Source organism: Panacibacter ginsenosidivorans (assembly GCF_007971225.1).
Classification (GTDB): Bacteria; Bacteroidota; Bacteroidia; order Chitinophagales; family Chitinophagaceae; genus Panacibacter; species Panacibacter ginsenosidivorans.
Window position 1 is genome coordinate 4,242,494 of record NZ_CP042435.1, and the last position, 20,853, is coordinate 4,263,346.

At 38.1% G+C, this 20,853-nt stretch carries 19 protein-coding genes; all 19 read left to right on the top strand.

Going from position 1 to position 20,853, the window contains the following annotated elements; all coding sequences use genetic code 11:
* Positions 1-59: 59 nt before the first annotated feature.
* The 19 genes from FRZ67_RS17820 (at position 60) to FRZ67_RS17910 (ending at position 20,816) form a co-directional block, all read left to right on the top strand.
* Complete coding sequence (locus FRZ67_RS17820) at positions 60-998, top strand: glycosyltransferase family 2 protein (protein WP_510184715.1); 939 nt, start codon at positions 60-62, stop codon at positions 996-998.
* Between the two features lie 6 nt (positions 999-1,004).
* Complete coding sequence (locus FRZ67_RS17825) at positions 1,005-1,694, top strand: sulfotransferase family 2 domain-containing protein (protein WP_147191772.1); 690 nt, start codon at positions 1,005-1,007, stop codon at positions 1,692-1,694.
* A gap of 22 nt (positions 1,695-1,716) precedes the next feature.
* Positions 1,717-2,439 carry a sulfotransferase family 2 domain-containing protein gene (locus tag FRZ67_RS17830; RefSeq protein WP_147191774.1) on the top strand — a complete coding sequence of 241 codons (723 nt, stop codon included), beginning with the start codon at positions 1,717-1,719 and terminating at the stop codon, positions 2,437-2,439.
* 44 nt (positions 2,440-2,483) lie between these two features.
* The gene (locus FRZ67_RS17835; RefSeq protein ID WP_158638400.1) at positions 2,484-3,545 is read left to right on the top strand and encodes a glycosyltransferase; all 1,062 of its coding nucleotides are present in this window, start codon (positions 2,484-2,486) and stop codon (positions 3,543-3,545) included.
* Entirely contained in the window at positions 3,535-4,641 is a 1,107-nt protein-coding gene (locus tag FRZ67_RS17840; RefSeq protein WP_147191778.1) for a glycosyltransferase, read from the top strand. The genes FRZ67_RS17835 and FRZ67_RS17840 overlap by 11 nt, the downstream gene beginning before the upstream one ends.
* Positions 4,642-4,647: 6 nt before the next feature.
* A complete protein-coding gene (locus FRZ67_RS17845; RefSeq protein WP_147191780.1) occupies positions 4,648-5,529 on the top strand; it encodes an FkbM family methyltransferase in 882 nt (293 codons plus the stop codon).
* 36 nt (positions 5,530-5,565) lie between these two features.
* Positions 5,566-6,462 carry a glycosyltransferase family 2 protein gene (locus tag FRZ67_RS17850; RefSeq protein WP_147191782.1) on the top strand — a complete coding sequence of 299 codons (897 nt, stop codon included), beginning with the start codon at positions 5,566-5,568 and terminating at the stop codon, positions 6,460-6,462.
* A gap of 61 nt (positions 6,463-6,523) precedes the next feature.
* Positions 6,524-7,534 carry an acyltransferase family protein gene (locus FRZ67_RS17855; protein WP_158638401.1) on the top strand — a complete coding sequence of 337 codons (1,011 nt, stop codon included), beginning with the start codon at positions 6,524-6,526 and terminating at the stop codon, positions 7,532-7,534.
* 62 nt (positions 7,535-7,596) lie between these two features.
* Positions 7,597-7,989: a sugar 3,4-ketoisomerase gene (locus FRZ67_RS17860; RefSeq protein ID WP_147191787.1), complete on the top strand. Its 393-nt coding sequence runs from the start codon at positions 7,597-7,599 to the stop codon at positions 7,987-7,989.
* 273 nt (positions 7,990-8,262) lie between these two features.
* Entirely contained in the window at positions 8,263-8,679 is a 417-nt protein-coding gene (locus FRZ67_RS17865; RefSeq protein WP_147191789.1) for a sugar 3,4-ketoisomerase, read from the top strand.
* A complete protein-coding gene (locus FRZ67_RS23870) occupies positions 8,676-9,224 on the top strand; it encodes an acyltransferase (RefSeq protein WP_147191791.1) in 549 nt (182 codons plus the stop codon). Before FRZ67_RS17865 ends, FRZ67_RS23870 begins: the two co-directional genes overlap by 4 nt.
* A 241-nt stretch (positions 9,225-9,465) precedes the next feature.
* Positions 9,466-10,566 carry a DegT/DnrJ/EryC1/StrS family aminotransferase gene (locus tag FRZ67_RS17875; RefSeq protein WP_147191793.1) on the top strand — a complete coding sequence of 367 codons (1,101 nt, stop codon included), beginning with the start codon at positions 9,466-9,468 and terminating at the stop codon, positions 10,564-10,566.
* A 37-nt stretch (positions 10,567-10,603) separates the two neighbouring features.
* On the top strand, positions 10,604-11,692 hold the full coding sequence (locus FRZ67_RS17880; protein ID WP_147191795.1) for an acyltransferase family protein: 1,089 nt from the start codon (positions 10,604-10,606) through the stop codon (positions 11,690-11,692).
* A gap of 20 nt (positions 11,693-11,712) precedes the next feature.
* On the top strand, positions 11,713-12,981 hold the full coding sequence (locus FRZ67_RS17885) for a glycosyltransferase family 4 protein (RefSeq protein ID WP_147191797.1): 1,269 nt from the start codon (positions 11,713-11,715) through the stop codon (positions 12,979-12,981).
* 5 nt (positions 12,982-12,986) lie between these two features.
* Complete coding sequence (locus FRZ67_RS17890; RefSeq protein ID WP_147191799.1) at positions 12,987-14,219, top strand: glycosyltransferase family 4 protein; 1,233 nt, start codon at positions 12,987-12,989, stop codon at positions 14,217-14,219.
* Between the two features lie 3 nt (positions 14,220-14,222).
* Positions 14,223-14,840, top strand: a complete 618-nt coding sequence (locus FRZ67_RS17895) for a methyltransferase domain-containing protein (protein ID WP_147191801.1) — start codon at positions 14,223-14,225, stop codon at positions 14,838-14,840.
* Between the two features lie 231 nt (positions 14,841-15,071).
* Complete coding sequence (gene asnB, locus FRZ67_RS17900) at positions 15,072-16,925, top strand: asparagine synthase (glutamine-hydrolyzing) (RefSeq protein ID WP_147191803.1); 1,854 nt, start codon at positions 15,072-15,074, stop codon at positions 16,923-16,925.
* Positions 16,922-19,357, top strand: a complete 2,436-nt coding sequence (locus FRZ67_RS17905; protein ID WP_147191805.1) for a glycosyltransferase family 4 protein — start codon at positions 16,922-16,924, stop codon at positions 19,355-19,357. Before asnB ends, FRZ67_RS17905 begins: the two co-directional genes overlap by 4 nt.
* A gap of 166 nt (positions 19,358-19,523) precedes the next feature.
* Positions 19,524-20,816, top strand: coding sequence for a glycosyltransferase family 2 protein (locus FRZ67_RS17910; RefSeq protein WP_147191807.1), 1,293 nt, complete (start codon positions 19,524-19,526; stop codon positions 20,814-20,816).
* Positions 20,817-20,853: the final 37 nt, after the last annotated feature.

Consider the following 20,853-nt stretch of genomic DNA (forward strand, 5'->3'; position numbering starts at 1 on the left):
TGTGAGCAGAAAAACGGTCTGACGGCTTTGGGCCGTCTGACCGGTATAACAAAAACAGTTTGCATACAGCACCACTTATATCAGTTATTATGCCGGCCTACAATGCAGCAGCATCTGTTGCATCAGGTATAAAGAGTTTGCAGGAACAAACTTATTCCAACTGGGAACTCATCATTGTTGATGATGGTTCAACCGATGATACAGCAGCAATCATACAATCCATTGCCCATACGGATAAACGCATAAAATATTTTTACCAGCAAAATAGCAAACAGGGCAAAGCAAGAAACAAAGGAATAAAAGAAGCGGCCGGTGCCTTCATTGCTTTTATTGATGCAGATGATGTGTGGATGCATAACAAACTGGAAAAGCAAATTGAGTTTATTAATCTAACCAATGCGGATCTTGTTTTTGCAGATGTAACGGCCATAGATGAAAAAGGTGATCCTTACCTGGATTCCTGGAACGTGACAGATGCTACTTATTCAGGTGATGAAGGTTTACTTGCCTTCATGCAGGAAAATAAAGCGCCGCTGCTGAGTGTACTGGTAAAAAAAGAAGCAGTATTGAAAGTAAATGGTTTTGATGAAGACAGGGATATGCAGTATGTAGAAGATTATGATCTCTGGTTACGTATGTTGCAAAGCGGGGCCAGGTTTGCTTCTTCTTCTGAGAAACTTGCCTGTTACAGCTTTGATACAAAGAAAACAACAGCCAGGAAAAAAACACTGATCAATGTGGTGAACACTTTGAAAAAAGTTTCTGTTCATGATGAATCACTACAGCAGCAGAAAAATCTTGCGATGACATTGTGGACAAGAAAGATCATTAAAAGATGTACACCTGCGATAGAAAAAGCGGATATGAAAAAAATAATTTCGCTCATTCCGTCACCCCCGGTAAAATTTTTTCTTTCAATAATCAATAACATACTGGGTGCTTCAGTTGCGGGTAGAATAATTTTATTATTTACAAAAAATGTTTCTGTGCAGGGATAATTATACATGTCATTGATAAAAAATATAAAGAGGTTAGTAAAGGGTTCACCGCCCCGCAAGGCTTATGTTGCCGGTAATATCAATTACGATCATCATTATATTTTCATTCACATCCCAAAAAATGCGGGCACTTCTGTATATAAAGCGTTGTCTTTTTCCAACTCAACACATGCGGAAGCAAAACAGTACAAACAAATGTTGGGGAAATCCTATGAGGATTTCTTTTCTTTTTGTTTTGTAAGAAACCCTTTCGACAGGTTTATATCCACTTATAATTATGCAAGGCTTGAAGAGAGTTATTATCATTCTTCCATAGATCCTTCCAAAACAAAATTTGGTAAACACCTTGACTATGATATTTTAAAAGATGCTTCTCTGGAAGAAGCGGTGGACCTGTTACTGGAAGGAAAGCTGATACATGATAAAGCGTGGAACCACTGGAAGCCGCAGGTGCAGTGGATATTGGATGAAGACGAAAAAGTGATCGTTGACTATATTGGCAGGCTCGAAAACATACAAACAGATTTTAGCTATATCTGTAACAAATTACAGTTGCCTGTCCATAACAGTTTGCCGGCATTGAATGTTTCAGAAGCGAAGAAGAAAGATTACAGGGATTTGATAAACCCGGGTATGCGTGCAAAACTGGAACACTATTACCGGAAAGATCTTGAAATATTAGAGTATGAATTTTAGCCCCATTAACCTTTAGTTAATTATGAAAGGGATACTTACATCAAATATTCAAAAAGCCAAACGGTATATCAAAGAAAACAGGCGCAGAAAAATTGCGGCAGCTTATTACCGCGAGCATGAAGCCTTGCGGCCTGGTAATTATTATTCGACAAATTGCTTTGACTATTACAAGTGTATCTTCATACACATACCAAAAACAGCAGGATTATCTGTTTCAAAATCTTTGTTTGGGAATTATGCAGGTGGACATCTTAGCTATGATTCATATGTAAAAAAGTTTGGAAAAGCGACGGTTGATAATTACTTCAAATTTACTTTTGTTCGAAATCCATGGGAGAGACTTGCTTCTGCATATTTCTTTTTAAAGAAAGGAGGAATGAATTCAGCGGATGCGGCTTTTGCAAAAAAATATCTTTCCTCTGTAAATAATTTTGAATCATTTGTGAACGATTGGCTTTCTGAAGATAACCTCGATTTATATTATCATATTATTCCGCAATACAAGTATATCACTTCAAATAATGCAGAAAGAATTATGGTTGATTTTGTTGGAAAATATGAAAACCTGCAAGATGATTTCAGAAGAATATGCAACTCTATATTTCATACCGAGAAGTTACTTTTAGATATCAATTCTACCGAAGCTTCTAAAATAAAATACAAGACACTTTACACAGAAGATATGAAAAAAAAGGTGGCTGTGCTTTATGCCATGGATATACAAATGTTTGGATATGCTTTTTAAAATTGATTCTATAATAGGAATTGTACATATTTAATTGGTTTGAAGTGGAAAATAGGGAAGGTGTTTCTGTAATTATTTGTTGCTATAATAGCGCACTTCGGTTGCCCGAGACATTGCGACATATTTATAATCAAAAAGTTCCGGAGCAAATTGGATGGGAGATTATTGTTGTTGACAATAATTCTACAGATAACACTTCCGATGTGGCGATGTCGGAATGGAGAAGGTATAATAATAATATACCATTTAAAGTAGTACACCAGGAAATACAAGGTCTAAGCTTTGCGCGGAGCAAAGGGTTTGAAAATGCGAACTATGACATATTGATTTTTTGTGATGATGATAACTGGTTAAGGGATGACTATATCAGATATGCTTTTGAAATTATGCAAAGCAACGAGAGTATTGGAATATTAGGCGGTGTTTCCAGCGGTTACTTTGAAGTTGGGAAACCATTTTGGTTTGATGCATTCATGGAGTCCTATGCAGTTGGGAAGCAGATGTATGAAACTGGCATAGCAAATTCCCGAACCTATCTTGCAGGTGCTGCTGTGGTGGTAAGAAAAGCTATTTACCAGAAATTAAATTTTTTATCATACTCGCTTCTTCTTACTGGACGAATTGGAAAGCGTTTGACTTCAGGTGAAGACACGGAACTTTGTTGGTTAGCTATGTTTTTGGGATTTAACTTATACTATGATGAAAGACTACGCTTTGTTCATTTTATGCCTAAGCAACGACTTAACTGGAAATATTGCGTTTCGATGATCGCATATGGGCACTCTATTCCTCGTATTTATTTTTCCCTTTATCATTACCTGCATAACAATATTTTCAATAATAGGGAAGTTAGCTTTGATATTACTTATAAAACTTTGATGAGAAGGCATTTGAATTATTTGCGTAAACATAATCCCAACCTGAAATCAATTTTAAATGCTGTAAGATCACTTTTTATTTCTACTGAAGGTTCAGAAAAGGAAATCCAGTTTAAATCCGATATACATAAATTAAGATATCTGTTATTTAATAAATCGGATTTAGAAAAAAATTTTTATGCTATTACCAGTTTAATGCAAAAAATTAAACAGCAAAATGTATCTTAAACAGAGTAATGGTATTTCTGTTTTGATTTGTACTTATAATGGGGCAAATCGTTTGGGTAAAACGCTTGCACATCTTGCTGCCCAGGTAACAGTCGATAGTTTGAAGTGGGAGATAATTCTTATAGATAATAACTCCAATGACAATACATCTGAAATTTCTAAAAATATATGGCAGCAGTTATCATGCAAAATCCCTTTTTATATTTTCAAGGAACCAAGGCCCGGCAAAAGTTTTGCGCTGGAAACGGGTGTTTCAAAATCTAATTATGATATACTAATCATCTGTGATGATGATAATTGGTTACAGGAGAATTACGTGCAGTATGCTTATGATTTTTTACAGAAAAATCGCACAGTTGGGATATTAGGAAGTTTTGCAGAACCTTATCTCGATTCGGCAAAACCTCTTTGGTTTGATAAATATGAAAATGTTTTTGCAATCGGCAGACAGATGCCACAAACTGGAATTGCCAACAAAAGAAATTATTTATTTGGTGCAGGTATGGTTATCAGAAAAGAAATTTATACAACTGTTGCTGCTTTAAATCATGAGATGTTTCTTACCTGCAGAAAAGGAAACGAACTTTCTTCCGGCGGCGACTCTGAAATATGTTTACTTGCCATGCAACTGGGTTATGATCTTTATTATGATGAAGGCCTGCAATTTACTCACTACATAAGTCCCGGTCGTTTAAAATGGTCCTATTGTGTTGAAATGATTACCAAAGGTTTTGCGTCTCCGCAGATATACTATGCCATTTACGATTATTGTTTTAATGCGGTCAATAAGAATGAAGCTGCTGATTTCGAAAATTTATACCGCTGGAACATGCGCAAACAAAAACGCATATTGCTGAATGAGATCAGTGGTGCAGGGAATTTTTTTAGTTCAGTTGCTGCTTTGCTCTTTAGTAAGCCCGGGAATGATAAAGAGATAAGGATTAAAACAGCCATTAATAAACTGCGGTACATGCAAAAGAACAAAAAGCAATTGGCCGCAGATTTTGAAAAAATACTTGCATTGGCAAAGCGTATGCAGCAGGTAAAAGCATTACCAATGGAGCAGGATAAACAACAAATCATACAACAGCAATAATAAGGCATGAAGCAAAGAATATATAAGATGCTGGGCAGTCTCCGCAGGTTCTTTTATGAACCTGTATTGCTTAAATTCACCAGCAACCATGACAGTATTTTAGACAGCCGGGCCGATGAGATCAAACGCAATATTGCGCTTACCATGCCTGATAATATTGTATTGAAAGGTTATAAATGCTACAGTGCCGGGGAAGAGGACGGTATGATAGAAGCCATATTCGAAAAAATTACAGCGGGCAGCAAAACTTTTTTAGAGATCGGTTGTGAACGTGGTCTTGAAAACAATTCTCATTTCCTTTTGCTTAATGGCTGGCAGGGTATGTGGGTGGATGGTAACCCGGCCTTTATCAAATCAATTAGTTCTTTTCTTGGCGGTGAGAATTTAGCAAAACTTATGGTGCGGCAATTGTTTGTTGACAAAGAAAATGTGCGCAAGCTTTTTGATGATGTGTATGCTTACTATAAAGTAAATGAAGTTGATTTCTTTTCACTTGATATTGATGGCAACGATTATCATGTCATGCAATCAGTACTTGAATATGGTGTACAACCAAAAATGATCTGTGTAGAATACAATGCCAAATGGGGAAAGCATGCCAATGTAAAAGTAAGTTATGATGCAGGCTTTGTGTGGGCTGCGGATGATTATATGGGCGTTGCTTTAGCTGCATGGCTGCAGCTTTTCGGTCAGCATGGATATACATTGCTTAGCTGTGATATGGGTGGTAACAATGCTTTTTTTATCAGGAATGAATATGCAAATTTATTTACCATTTACAGCCCTTCATTGTTGTACCAGCCTGCACGTTATTACTTAACAAGAAGAAGGTCAGGGCATCCGTCTACCTTAAAGATGCTGAAAAATGTGCTTAATAAAACAGTCTGACCGTCCCGGTCTGACTGTAGTAATCTTAACAACGAAGTGCAGATTGTTTCCATCATAGCTGTATGTTATAACCAGGCTGCTTATGTAGCGGATACATTGAACAGTATTAAAGCGCAGACATACCCCAACATCCAACTTATTGTTGCGGATGATGGTTCAGAAGATGGTTCTAAAGAAGTGATCAAAAACTGGATCGCTCAAAATGATCCCTCAGCCATATTTATCGATCATCAAAAGAACCTGGGGCTTACCAAAAATATCAACAGTGCATTACCCTATATAAAAGGAGATTATTTCCAGGTATTCGGCTGTGATGATATTATGCTGCCGGATAAAATTGAAAGACAAGTGGCCTTGCTGCAGGCAAATAAAGATGCCGGTATCGTGTACAGTGATATGCAATTAATAGATAAAGAAGGACATGATCTTCCACTTACCTATTTTCAAAAGCATGCATATAAGCAACCTTTCAGCGGCGATCATTATGAAAGCCTTATTAACCGCATTATTCCTGCGGCACCAACGGTACTTATAAAAAAAGGAGTACTGGAAAAAACCGGTTATTATAATGAGAAACTTGACTATGAAGATTATGATTATTTTCTACGTGCCGCAAAACATTATTCATTTATTTATGAACCAACAATTACCGTAAAATACCGTGTACTGGAAAGTTCATTGAGTAACCATAATGTGTATCCTGTAAAATATTTCAGGAACCTGTTTACAGTTCTCTATTCTAATTACGACACGAGAAAGCAATACCGGCAGCAATTCAACGACCGGTTATTGTTCTGCATCAAGAACCTGTACAGCCTTAAATATAAAAATGCATTTGGGTTGTTTTCAAAAGCATTATTAAAAACAGGTGACACACGATTGTTGAAATATACAATTGCAAGTATTCCATTTATGTTCACCGGGATAAAATAAAGTTTCAGGAAGTACATAAAACACAACTAGGCATAGAAACAAGTAGTCATTTATTGCAATCTTGAAAAAAAGAATAGATACTTTAGACGCCCTAAGGGGTATTGCCGCCTTTTCTGTTTTGCTCCTTCATTATACATCTGGGTATAGAGCTCATTATAAGCATAGTTTCAACCAAGATTATGACTTTGTATATGGCTATCTCGGAGTTGAACTTTTCTTTATGATAAGCGGATTTGTTATATTTCTCACTTTAATTCACTCAAAAAATAGCATTGACTTTTTGTATAAGCGTTTTAGCAGGATTTACCCGACCTTTCTTTTTTGTCTTGTAACTACGTTTACGATTGTTTTTCTTTTTGGATTACCGATGAGAGAACGAAGCTTATATCAGGCGGCAGGAAATGTTTTAATTGCTACCAATATTTTTGGATTCAAGCCCGTTGATGGTGTTTACTGGACACTGGAAATTGAGATTTTTTTTTATTTATTTATGGCACTGTTGCTATTTTGTAAACAGATAAAAAATATTCTTTTCTGGGGAGTATTCTTTTTAGCAATGACATGGGTCAATGCATTCTTTTATACCATACCTGATAAATTATCAATCATACTAAATGTAAAATATAATTGTTTCTTTTTTGCTGGTATTCTTTTTTATAAAATCAAGTTTTCGCAAGACAGGATTGATTGGAAAATTCATCTACTTATTGCTAGCTGCTTAATTACATCGCTTATTGTCATTGGGCCATGGCCGGCAAAAGCAATTGCTTCTTGCTTTTTTGTTTTATTTTATTTATTCAGTTATGGTTTAATAAACCTGCATGCAAAACCTTTATTATTTCTAGGAAAAATATCATATCCTTTATATCTTCTTCATCAAAATATTGGATATGTTATTATGAATAATACTAAACCTTATTTAGGCAATTATCCATTCATATTTATTGGAACAACCGCTATGACAATGATATTTATCGCCTTTCTTGTTCATAAATTTATTGAACAACCATCTATTAGATTTTTTAGAAACTTATATTCTAATAAATTCAATTTAAAAGTTATTGCTAAATAGGAAAACCATTTAGTGTAGATAATTTTTAAAATAATAATGACCACATTATGAAGACAAATTGTATGGAATTACTTCATTTTCCTAAAATACTGGATCAGCGCGGCAACCTTTCTTTCTTGCAAAGCAATAAAGAAGTGCCTTTTGAGATAAAACGGGTGTACTGGATCTACGATGTGCCCGGTGGTGAAATGCGTGGCGGTCATGCCTATAAAAATTTAAATGAGGTCATCATTGCACTAAGCGGCAGTTATGATGTGGTGCTGCATGACGGAGAAAAAGAATACCGCTATCATCTCAACCGTTCCTATTATGGTTTGTATGTGCCAAAGATGATGTGGCGGCATATTGAAAATTTTTCCACCAATTCACTTGCATTGATATTAACGGATGATCTTTATAAAGAAGATGAATACATCAGGGATTTTGATGCGTTTAAAGCAATGAAAGGAATTTAAGGAGTTATCGGTCTGACGGCTCAAAGCCGTCTGACCGGGTATTCACTGTCATTGCGAATCACGATGTACAGGCCTTGTGTGTAAGCTATCGGGATGTGGCAATCTGTTGAATTAAGGTAAAGTATTATAAGATTGCCGCAGCTTTGCCAACCACAAACTTTTGAGTAAAGCTTCGCAATGACGGGTAGCGTTGGTTTCGTACAAGTGTGCGACGCAACAAATGTTTAATAGCGGTTCAATAGCCGGGTTCATAAAATAAAAAAGACACAACTCATGCCAGCCACTGTTTTTGATTGCAATATTATACACCTTCCAAAAATTTATAATGAAGCAGGAAGTATAACGCCTGTGCAGAATAGTATTGAAATTCCTTTCGATATACAACGTGTATTTTATCTCTATGATATTCCCGGTGGTGAAACACGCGGTGCACATGCACACCGCAGCCTGCAGCAATTTATTATTGCAGCGAGCGGCAGTTTTGATATTACGATCGATGATGGCCATAGCAAAAAAACCATTCAGCTAAACAGGCCATATATGGGCCTGCATATAAAGCCGTTGATATGGGACTATATGAGTAATTTTTCTTCAGGCGCCATTGTGCTGGTGCTTGCATCGGGCCTGTATGATGCATCAGACTATATACGCGACTACAACGAATTTTTACAGTTACGCAAAACAACATGATACATCCGTTATCAGATGTGCAGACAAAAAATATCGGTGACAATACATCGATATGGCAGTATTGTGTGGTGCTGAAAGATGCGGTCATTGGCAGCAACTGCAATATCAATGCACATTGTTTTATTGAAAATGATGTGGTAGTAGGCAATAACGTTACGCTTAAATGTGGTGTGTATTTGTGGAACGGCACACGCATAGCAGATGATGTTTTTATTGGCCCCAACGTTACGTTTGTAAACAATAAAAGGCCACGCAGCAAACAACATGTGCAAACGCCGGATACCATTATTCATCGCGGTGCATCGCTTGGTGCAGCCGCTGTAATTGGCGGTGGCATTGAGATTGGCGCTTATGCCATGATCGGCATGGGGGCAGTTGTTACAAAAAATATTCCTGCGCATGCATTGGTGTATGGCAACCCTGCACGCATTATGGGTTGGGTTGATGAACAGGGCAATGCATTAATAAAACAGGAAGATGATGCATGGTATTCTGCTAATGGAAATAAATATAGGCTTACAGAAAACGGCATGGAAAAATTATGAGCCATGGTACAGTGCATGCATTAGACTTTCGTTGCGTCGCACTCTTGTACGTTTAGAAATAAATTCGGCAGAGTACAGTCATTGCAATCATTATTAATACCCATCAATAAAATTTTAAGTTTGATTATTCAAACGTTCCAAATGTGTGGTACTGGCAAGGACAAACGGGCGGAGCCTTCGTGTTGTCCTTGATCTTTTTGTTACTTTTTGGATCAAGCCAAAAAGTAAAAGAAATAAAATCATGAACATTCCCTTTCTCTCCTTCGATTATACCAATAAAATAATAGCTGATGAAATGCAGCAGGCATTTACAACTGTATTTAACAGCAAATGGTATGTGCTGGGTAAAGAAGTAGCAGTATTTGAAAAAGATTATGCTACTTTTTGCAATACACAATATTGTGTCGGTGTAAGTAATGGATTAGATGCATTGATACTTTCGTTGAAAGCATGTGGTGTTGGCAAAGGAGATGAAGTGATCGTTCCTTCGAATACCTATATAGCAACTGTATTAGCCATTACACATGCAGGCGCCACACCCATATTTGCAGAACCAGATGAAAGCACTTACAATATTACCGCCGAAGGAATTGAACCGCACATTACAACCGCAACAAAAGCAATTATGCCGGTGCATTTATATGGTCAGTCCTGTGATATGCAAACGATCATGCAACTGGCAGCAAAATATAATTTGAAAGTTATAGAAGATAATGCGCAGGCACATGGGGCACTCTGTCATAACCAGCCAACAGGATCATGGGGACATGCCAATGCCAGCAGTTTTTATCCCGGAAAAAATCTTGGTGCATTGGGCGATGCAGGTGCTGTAACGACCAATGATGCGGCGATTGCAGCACAAATAAATATGCTGCGCAATTATGGCTCCGCAAAAAAGTATTATAATGAAGTGGAAGGATATAATATGCGGCTTGATGAACTGCAGGCAGCATTTCTTAGTGTAAAGTTGAAACACCTGGAATCATTCACTGCATTGCGTTGCCAGGCAGCAGACAGGTATCATGCCTTGTTACAAAATGCAGATGAGATAAAATTGCCGGTCACCGCCAAACATTGCACGCATGTATTTCACCTGTATGTCATCCGGACAAAACAACGGGACGCATTGCAGCAATACCTGAATAGTAAAGGTATCGGTACGATGATCCATTATCCTGTGCCACCACATTTGCAGAATGCCTATAAGCATCTTGGATATTCGAAAGGAGCTTTTCCAATAGCTGAAGCAATTGCAGAAAGTTGTTTGAGCCTGCCAATCTATCCGGGCATTGAAGAAGAAGAGATTGCATTTGTTTGTGATTCTATAAAAGAGTTTATTTAAGAGTATATCATTCGTAATTGTAGGAAAATATTTGTACATGAAACAGGAAAGTAGAATTTACGGATTAGATATTTTAAGAGCAATAGCCATATTGCTGGTTATTTATGGGCACAGCTTCCAGTTTTTGGGTAACCTTATTCCTCATTGTGATGGGGTGGAAATATTTTTTGTACTAAGTGGTTATTTGATCGGAACAATTCTTTTGAAAACTTTGAACAAGCCTTCTGTAAGTTTTGCAGATATTCGTCAATTCTGGATGAGACGCTGGTTACGGACATTGCCCGCTTATTTTGTTGTACTAACCACCTTAATAATATACCAGGTAGCTACAAGGGAAAACCAATATTTCTTCGACTACGCACAGTATTACATTTTTATTCAATCAATTTTTAGGGGAGGAGCAGATTTGTTCCATGAATCATGGAGTTTATGTATTGAAGAATGGTTCTACCTTTTAGTTCCGCTTTTATTATACCTTTCTTTCAGGTTCTTCAAAATTGAAATTAAGAAGCTGGTATTCTTCTGGATCGTATTTATTATTGTTATAGAAATAATATTTAGATCAATTGTGGCTGCACAACACCCTACGCACGATGGCTGGATGGAATTTGTAAGGGAGCCGGTAAGCGTCCGTATCGATAGTATAATGTTTGGCATACTTGGTGCGTACTTAAATTTTTATAAGTATCGTATTTGGAAGAATAAAAATGGCTTATTCATTATCGGCCTGCTTATTTGTATAGGCACGAAGTTGATCAGTTTACTATCAAGCTTTGGTTGGTATGTGATGTATATTTCATTAACTGCCCAATCAATAGGTTCATTATTATTGCTTCCGAAATTGAGTAATATAAAAGCCGGTAAGGGTGTACTATACAAGAGTTTTACTTTTATAAGTAGAATTTCATACTCTATGTATTTGTTGAATTTTACACCCTTTGATAAAATAATACGCTCAAAGCTGCATGTATTTTACTTTGGGATTGTTCCCTATAATATTTTTGAATTTATAGCTTTTATAATATGGACCATTGGTGGTGCATATATATTATTCAGGCTGGTTGAAAAACCAATGATGGATTTAAGGTATCGTTTACCCGTCAGAGTTTCGGTAGCTGCAGATTGAAAGTATAATATTACAAATTAATGAAGATCCTGCACGTTTGTTCTAATTATTATCCTGCGCATGGCGGCCCGCAATATACCATGAAGCATTTGTCGGAAAACTTTGTGGAGTATTATCATGATGAAGTAGCTGTTGCCACTTCCAATTCTTTATATGGTCCTGAAATGCCTTTGTTCAAAACTATAGAGCCGGCGAATGAAAATATAAATGGTGTGGATGTGCACAGGTTTGCCTTCAACAGGTGGCATTATCCATTGCTTACTTATGCAGGTCGTGGTTACAAAAAAATATTCAAGCAAACATTGCCGCACCGGTTATATAAATACCGCTGGGAACTGGATTGCAAAGGTATTGACAGGATGATGGAAGATGCAGATGCAGATGTGATCATGGCCACCACCAGTAACTATATGTTTTGCGATTATCCCTTTTGGCGCTTTCGCACAAAGAGCCCCAAGCCATTTGTATTGTATGGTGCATTGCATTTGCATATCAACTGGCCCTCTGATGCGCCGGTAATAAAAAGAGCAAGGGTATGCGATTGTTATATTGCCAATACAGATTTTGAAAAAAATAAAATGATAGAATATGGTGTGGAAGCTGATAAAATAGTTACCACAGGAACAGGTATAACAGCAGCAGATTATGTATGTAATGAAAATGAAGTAAAAGCCTTTCGTGAAAAATATGGTATACAGGAAAATGAGGTACTGGTTGGCCATATCGGCAGATTGTCTGCCGGTAAAGGAGCAGGTATTTTATTGGATGCATTTGCAGAAGTATATAAACAACACAAACACGTAAAGCTGTTGCTGGCAGGTACTGCTACAGATTTTACTACAGCACTAAAGCAAAAGATACAGGCACATGATTTACCTGTAATTCTTTTGGAAGATTTTGACAGTGCATTGAAGCCTTTATTATTTAATGCCATAGATGTTTTCGTGCTTGCTTCAAAAGGCGAATCGTTTGGCGTTGTTTTCCTGGAAGCTTGGGCCTGTAAAAAGCCAGTTATCGGTGTAGCTATGGGCGCTGTAGCTTCACTGGTGCGTGATGGCAGGGATGGTCTTTTGTTTGCAGCAGATAATATACAGGAATTATCATCGGCTATCATCGCATTAATGCAGGATGAAGCAAAACGCAAACGATTTGGTAATAATGGCTACGCGAAAATCATACAGCAATTTACCTGGCCGGTCATCACTAAAAAATACAGGGATGCTTATTTGCTGGGTATTGAAAATTTTAAAAAGCTGCAGCAAAATAAAACTGCATTTTCAAACAGCTGATATTTATGAAAGTGCTGCATGTAACACAGAATTATTATCCTTCGCTTGGTGGCACGCAGCACACTATGAAAAAAATATCAGAATGTTTACATGCGCAGTATAATGACAAAGTAACGGTGATCACTACGAATTCTCTTTATGGCCCCAATAATGCAACTTTTAAAAAAATAGAAGAGAAAGAAACATTCATCAATGGTGTGCATGTAAAACGTTTTGGATTTTTCAGGGCACATAAACCTTTACTTAAACTGGTTTCAAAAGCATCTGTAAAAATGAGTGGCAAAGGATTGCCTGAATCAGTTGCCACATTATCGATGGGGCCTTTTTCTGCATCTATGAAAAAAGCAATTGAAACCACCGATGCAGATATTATCTGCGCTTCTTCGGTGCATTATCGTTTTGCCGATTATGGGTTATACCGTAAAAATATACCTAACCCTAAACCATTTGTTTTGTACGGTGCTTTGCACCTTGAAACCGGGCAGGTGCCTGCAAAGTATATACAAAGGATCAAAGCTGCAGATCATTATATCGCCAATACATTGTATGAAAAAGAGTTTTTAATAAAGCAGGGAATGCAAGCTGCAAAAATAACTGTTGCGGGTGCTGCTACAGATATACTGGAACAAGAAATACACTACGATGAAGATGTGCGAAAAGCATCAGGTATAAATGCTGATAAAAAGATCATCCTCTGTATCAGCCGGCAGGAAGCTTTCAAAGGGCTGCCGGTTTTAATAGATGCCTTTAGTCAGCTGCAGCAGGAAGAAAAAAATAGTTGCCTGGTTATAGCAGGTGCAAAAGGTACTTACAGCAGCGCATTACAGGAAGCTGCAAAAAATATCCAAAACCTGTTTGTGCTTACTGATATTCCCCAGCACACAAAATGTATGCTTCTGCAAGCCGCAGCGATAGTCGTGCTGCCTTCCAAAGAAGAATCTTTTGGTGTGGTATTTCTTGAAGCGTGGAGTTTTAAAAAACCTGTTATAGGAACACGCATCGGTGCTATTGCTTCTTTGATAGAAGAAAATAAAGATGGCTATCTTTTTGAACCGGGCAACGTTTCAGAACTTGCCATGCAGATAAAACGCATGATCTCAGACAACAACAAGGCTCAACAAATGGGTGCTGCCGGTTTTGAAAAAGTGCAGCAACATTATACATGGGACAAGATCACTGCAACATTCAGGGCCGCGTATATCCAGGCGATCGAAACATTTCATCAACAGAAAAATTAAAGCATGTTCAGGCAGGAAGCAAAATGGGTGGGCGATTTGCTGAAGAATATTGATACTATTCGCAAACCGGTGATAGCGAACATTGGTTCATCCACTGCTTTGTTCAGGGAGGCGCTGCAGCCGCATATACACGAACACATCTTTAAGCCTTTGCAACAAAAAGGTTATCCTATTTATCATGTGGATGTAAAAGAAGATAATGGCGTTGATATGGTTGCTGATATTACACAACCAACATTTGCAACGCAACATACCAATGCTTTTGATATTGTTATCTGCACCAATATGCTGGAGCACGTGGAAGATATCAATGCTGTTGTGCAGAATTTATATACAGCATGCCGCAACAATGGTTACCTGCTTATCACGGTTCCTTATAAATATAAAAAACATCTTGACCCGATCGATAATATGTTCAGGCCAACACCGGAAGAGATCACCGCCTTATTCAAACCCGGCCAGGTACAACAGATAGCAGCGCAGATCATTACTATTACAGAGCGTAGTTATTATAAAAAGAAAAGATCGCATTATCCGTTGTGGGGTTACAGGGAAATTGCAGGATATTATTTGGGTATCCGTTTTAAAGTTTCGGGTGTATTGTTACAGGTAAAAAAATAATGAGCCCGGCAGTAGTGCGTGTAGCATCGTTCCTTGCGTCGCACACTTGTGCGTTTGGAACAAGAAGCTGCAAGCTACGAGCTATGAGCTTCGAGCAAATACATATAACGTAATAGCTCAAGGCCCGCAGCTAAAAGCTCATAGCTATTCTTCAGTACAAGTGTGCGACGCAACAGTTGATGCCATATGAACAGAAAGATTGGTTCATAAAAAAATAAAAGATAACACTGAATGTGCGGAATAGCGGGGATGTATAATTTTAAGAGAGGTAATTTATACGAAAATTATTTTTCAAAATGTCTTACGGGCATGCATCGCCGCGGCCCCGATGATCAGCAACTCTGGCACAATAATGAAAATTATATTGCGGGATTTGTAAGACTTTCTATACGTGATCTTAGCATTAACGGAAGACAGCCGATGTTTTCATCCTGTGGCAACTACTGTATCACTTTTAATGGTGAGATATACAACACAGATACGTTGAAAAATCTACTGCAATCTTTTGGTATCACTTATCATTCTTCCGCAGATACGGAAGTGTTACTGTATGCAATCATGCACCTTGGCATTGAAAAAGCAATGCATATTACAGATGGTATTTTTGCTATTGCATTTTATGACCTGCAACGCAACCGGCTTATACTTGCAAGAGACAGGGTAGGGGTAAAGCCATTGTATATAGGTATGCATGAAAATGGCGTTGTGTATAGTTCGCAGTATGATCATATCATCAATCATCCTTATTGCAGGGATAATAATCTTAACGGAGGATCTATGGGCAGTTACCTGCAACTGGGTTATATTCCTGAAGATGCAGGTATCATTGAAAAAACAAAACTATTATTACATGGCCACTATTATATAGTTGAGGAAGGTAAGGTTACAACACATTGTTATTACAACTATGGAAGTGCCACAAAACACGCAGATAAACATAAGCTGGAAGAAATTATTTGCGGCGCCACGCAGAGCCAGCTGGTGTCAGATGTACCTGTGGGCACATTTATGTCTGGCGGTGTAGACAGTACATTGGTTACTTACTGCGCCAACAAAAAACAAGCAATACAATCGTTTACAATCGGTGTAAATAACAAGGATATGAACGAAGCTGATGCAGCAGCGCAATTTGCAGCTATCTTCAATACCAAACATGATTGCCGTTATATTGATGAGCAGGTTTTCCTTCCATTGATACAGGATCATTTCAAAGCATTCAGTGAGCCATTTGCGGATTATTCTTCCATACCCACTTTATTGCTGAGTGCTTTTGCAAAAGAAAAGGTAACCGTTGCATTAAGTGGTGATGGTGGCGATGAATTATTCTGGGGTTATCCCCGAAACAGGAAAGTGCCGGCACTGGTTCCTTTCTATGAAAAAAATATATGGACAAGGCGCATGAAGCTATTATGGTCAAAAGCCAAAAAGCCTGCACATACCGATATTTCAAAGCACTGGAACAAAACTGATTTTGCGGGTTACTATTATAGTGCATTGCATATAACAGGCGCTGAATACTGGTTACCCAAAATACTGGAAACTGAACCCTTACCTGCTTATCATTATACTATGCTAAAGAAGGGCGAACAACAGGACCTAAGCAATGTTACTTCTGTAATGGAGCTTGTTCGTAAAATGGAAGTAGATATTCACCTGCAACGCATATTACTGAAAGTAGACAGGGCAAGCATGTTTCACAGTCTTGAAGTACGGGTGCCTTTATTAAGCAATAGTATGCTTGATCTTAGTGAATCTTACAATTATAAAGATTGTATTGCAGATGCACAAGGTAAAATGAACCTGAAAAAATTACTTGCCGCCAAAGCGGGTAATGAACTTGCGTTTGCGCCCAAAAAGGGTTTTACTATTCCGCTGGACGACTGGTTGCGGAATGTTTTGAATAAAGAGGTGACAGAGAAGATAATGGACATGCCTGCACATATTGCCCCCCTATTTAACAGGAAACAATTACAGCAATTGCTGCAACAGTATATGCATGGACAGACAGCTGCCGGCTGGCTGGTGTGGGCGTTATATTGCCTGGTACAATGGGATGCAATGCACAAAAATAAAATTGCCGCATGAGGATCATTTTATTTGTAGATACTTTTCCCTCCCTGAGTGAAACGTTTATTTCCAACAAGGTGAGATATCTTGCTGAGAAAGGATGCAATGTTTTTGTTTTTTGCGTTAAAAGGAATAATGATCTGCTGCATGAATTATTTGGCAATAATAAAAATGTTGAAGTGGTATTGTTGCGGAAAAGCACGATGGTGCCTTTCCTGTTGTCGCATCCATTTTTGGTAACACGCTTTTTGTTTAAACCAACATCTTTAAGGCAGCGTTTATTCAGGCGGTTCAGGTTGGCTAAGATCAATCAGTATAAACCCGATATAATACACTTTGAATTTTCCGGAATTGGTGTTGACTATCTCTATGAAATAAGAAAGGTTACCTGTAAAAAAGTTGTCAGCTGCCGCGGATCTGCAGAGAAAGTAAAATTGCTGATACATAAAGACCGTAAAGAAAATTTTCGTGCATTGCTTGATGAAGTAGATGCAGTGCATTGTGTGTCTGAGGATATGCGCAGGACCATACTTCCTTACTGCAATAAACCGGAGAAGATATTTATCAATTATCCAAGTATCAACACTGCATTTTTCAGTAAACAACATCTGTCTCAAAAGAAAACTGACATTGTAACTATACTAAGTGTGGGCAGGTTTACTTTCCAAAAAGGCTTTGGAACAGGATTGCAGGCCATTCATTTACTAAAGGAATCCGGCGTTGATTTTAAGTGGATGATCGTGGGCAGCGGGCCGGAATATGAACAGATCTTATACCAGGTACATCATTTTAAGTTACAGGATCATGTGCAATTATTAGGCGCCAGATCTTCTGCCGAAGTAAAGGACCTGATGGTGCAGGCCGATATTTATTTTTTGCCCAGTGTATATGAAGGTATTGCCAATGTAGCCCTGGAAGCCATGAGTATGGAACTGCCCGTAGTGGCCACCAGAAGCGGTGGTATGGAAGAAGTAATTGTGCCTGCAGAGAATGGCTTGCTCGCAGATGTTTATGACCACATTGGATTAGCAGATCATTTATTGTTGTTATTAAAAGATGCGGGCCTGCGTAAACAGCTTGGCAGCAACGCAAGGAAAACAATAGAACAAAGATTCACGCTGGATATACAAACAGAAAAATATATTGCCGTTTATTCAAAGCTTGCGGGCATTACCTGCATACAACCTGCACAGGATACAATTGAGCAACTTAATGCACCTGCAGATAAAGTAACTGTTTCGGCCATCCCGTCAACTCCTTATAAAAAGCAGTTACATATAGGCATCATCCTTCCTGAATTTCCAACTGTAAGCGAAACTTTTTTTATTAATAAAGTAATTGGCCTCTGCAACCGCGGACACAGGGTTACAGTTTTCGGGGGAAGGAAACCTATAGATAATTCTGTAGCCAGATTGTATCGCCTTGATAATTATAAGAACCTTGTGATCGCCGATCTTGATTTCAAAAGCTCTTTACTTCACCTTGGTAAAATATTCTTTCTATTTCCATCTGCCTTCTTTAAAAGTTTTCATACAGATCTGCAGGTGTTTCGCAGAAAGCTTTATGTTAATTTATGTAAGGCTTATACCAACAAATATAATTGTGACATTTATCATTTTGGTTATTCCGGTATTGCAATTTTTTATTTATCGCTGTTTGATTCACTTAAAGGCAAAACAGTGATCAGTTGCAGGGGAACCGCAGAAAATGTAAAACTTATATCAGAAAAAGAGCGCATAAAAAAACTGAAAATATTATTTGAAAAAGTGGATAAGATCCACTGTGTGTCTGCAAGCATGTCCAATACTGTACAAAGCTATGGGGCGCCTGTTGATAAGATATTCATTAACCGCCCGGCAATAGATACCACTTTTTTCTCCAGACAAAACCAGGTGCACCACAATGATAAAATTATTATTCTATCTGTAGGAAGACTGGTTTTTCAAAAGGGCTTTATGATCGGTTTACTGGCCATACAAAAACTAAAAGAGCAGTTTGGAAATTTTGTATGGAAAATTGCGGGAGACGGACCCAAAATGGAGGAACTGATGACGCATATTCACTCACTCGGCCTGATGGAAAATATTGTATTGCTAGGCAAAAAAGACAGGAATGAAATAAAAGAATTGTATGAAGAAGCCGACATCTATTTTTTGCCCAGTGTAAGCGAGGGGCTCGCCAATGCGGTACTCGAAGCAATGTCTATGAGCCTGGCAGTTGTATCGTCTGATGTGGGGGGTATGCAGGAAGCGATCACACACAATGCAGATGGCAAACTTGTCAGCAATTATGACCATGCAGCGATGGCGGCGCAATTGCTTGAATTGTGTAAGGATGACGTACTTAGAAAAAAACTTGGCGAAGCTGCCAGAAAAACGGCTGAAGAAAAATTTGACATCAGCCGTTATATTGATGTATTCGAAGATGAATATTATAAATTGCTGCATTAATATTTTTTTGAACCCGGGTGCAGCAACACTATTAAGCTTTGGTTGTGTCACTCACTTGTACGTTTAGCACATTACTGAGCATTTTGTTAACCCTGACCATAGCAAAAAATATTACTTCCTGTTTAGTTTTATAAAATACACACAGCCCACTTTACTGTTTAACCTGTTGCCAAAACATGCAACAGGTTTTGCAGCCTGTTATATAGCGCCGGAAGAGCTAACACCCGAACTGGAAGATAAAGCTTATGAAACATTACAGGCAAAGCTTACAGATGCAGGCTTCAGGCTTTGTAACAGAGGGACACTGATCAGTTCAACAAAAGAGGATGTAGCAAAAGTATTGTCTTTACCGCCGATCAGTTTGAAAGATGAGTATGTTTTCATCAGAAAATATTGGGGAACAGCATGGGCCATGTATGCTTTTTTATTGCGCATTTTATCTTTTCATAACTGGTTCAAAGAAAGCAGCGCATTCTTTGCTACAAAACATATAAAGAAAGTGAATCTATTTGCTGATCCTGTTAATTATCCTTTATATGAAAGCTTCGACTCAAAACTTATAACAGAACAGCCACTGATAGCAGTCATTATACCAACGCTTAACCGGTATCAATACCTGAAAGATGTATTGCACGACCTGGAAAAGCAGCACTACAAAAATTTTGAAGTGATTGTTGTTGACCAGTCAGACAATTTTGATGAAAAATTTTACCAGCAATTTTCATTGCGCATACAATTAATTCGGCAACAGGAAAAAAAATTATGGACAGCGCGGAATAATGCGATTAAACACACAAAGGCAGCACTGCTTTTATTTTTTGATGACGATTCAAGAGTGGAGCCTGACTGGATAACCGAACATGTAAAATGCATCGATTTTTTTAACGCAGAAATTTCTGCCGGAGTGTCGCTGGCTGTAACAGGGCAAAAGATCTCTGACAGTTATAATTATTTCCGCTGGGCCACACAATTTGATTCAGGAAATGCAATGGTAAAACGTTCTGTATTTGCAACGACAGGCTTATTTGATGAACAGTTCAATGGTATGCGTATGGGCGACGCGGAGTTTGGCTACCGTGCTTATAATCATGGTTTCAACAGTATCTCTAATCATAAAGCACCACGTGTGCACCTGAAAGTAAAAGAAGGTGGTTTGCGTGAAATGGGCAGCTGGGATGGATTCAGACCAACCAAATGGTTTGCACCCAAGCCTGTACCAAGTGTGTTGTACCTGTTAAAAAAATATTTCAGCCAGTCTTTTTATAAGAATGCTGTGTTATTGGGCATCATGTTATCGAATGTTTCTTATAAGCAAAAGAGAAGCAGTAACATGTTAATGCTTAGTGTGGTGCTTACTGTTATAAAATCACCTTTGCTTTATATGCAATACAGGCGCTCTTTGCATATTGCGAAACAAATGCTGCATAACAATTACCAACCTGAATTACTGAATGAATAATGACTTGCCTTACCTGTTCAATATTGAATAATACGCT

What these genes read in the sequence shown, in the direction of transcription:
- FRZ67_RS17825 (WP_147191772.1), top strand. Translation starts at nt 1,005, where the DNA reads ATGTCATTGATAAAAAATATAAAGAGGTTAGTAAAGGGTTCACCGCCC.
- FRZ67_RS17830 (WP_147191774.1), top strand. Translation starts at nt 1,717, where the DNA reads ATGAAAGGGATACTTACATCAAATATTCAAAAAGCCAAACGGTATATC.
- FRZ67_RS17840 (WP_147191778.1), top strand. Translation starts at nt 3,535, where the DNA reads ATGTATCTTAAACAGAGTAATGGTATTTCTGTTTTGATTTGTACTTAT.
- FRZ67_RS17845 (WP_147191780.1), top strand. Translation starts at nt 4,648, where the DNA reads ATGAAGCAAAGAATATATAAGATGCTGGGCAGTCTCCGCAGGTTCTTT.
- FRZ67_RS17860 (WP_147191787.1), top strand. Translation starts at nt 7,597, where the DNA reads ATGGAATTACTTCATTTTCCTAAAATACTGGATCAGCGCGGCAACCTT.
- FRZ67_RS17865 (WP_147191789.1), top strand. Translation starts at nt 8,263, where the DNA reads ATGCCAGCCACTGTTTTTGATTGCAATATTATACACCTTCCAAAAATT.
- FRZ67_RS23870 (WP_147191791.1), top strand. Translation starts at nt 8,676, where the DNA reads ATGATACATCCGTTATCAGATGTGCAGACAAAAAATATCGGTGACAAT.
- FRZ67_RS17875 (WP_147191793.1), top strand. Translation starts at nt 9,466, where the DNA reads ATGAACATTCCCTTTCTCTCCTTCGATTATACCAATAAAATAATAGCT.
- FRZ67_RS17880 (WP_147191795.1), top strand. Translation starts at nt 10,604, where the DNA reads ATGAAACAGGAAAGTAGAATTTACGGATTAGATATTTTAAGAGCAATA.
- FRZ67_RS17885 (WP_147191797.1), top strand. Translation starts at nt 11,713, where the DNA reads ATGAAGATCCTGCACGTTTGTTCTAATTATTATCCTGCGCATGGCGGC.
- FRZ67_RS17890 (WP_147191799.1), top strand. Translation starts at nt 12,987, where the DNA reads ATGAAAGTGCTGCATGTAACACAGAATTATTATCCTTCGCTTGGTGGC.
- FRZ67_RS17895 (WP_147191801.1), top strand. Translation starts at nt 14,223, where the DNA reads ATGTTCAGGCAGGAAGCAAAATGGGTGGGCGATTTGCTGAAGAATATT.
- asnB (WP_147191803.1), top strand. Translation starts at nt 15,072, where the DNA reads ATGTGCGGAATAGCGGGGATGTATAATTTTAAGAGAGGTAATTTATAC.
- FRZ67_RS17905 (WP_147191805.1), top strand. Translation starts at nt 16,922, where the DNA reads ATGAGGATCATTTTATTTGTAGATACTTTTCCCTCCCTGAGTGAAACG.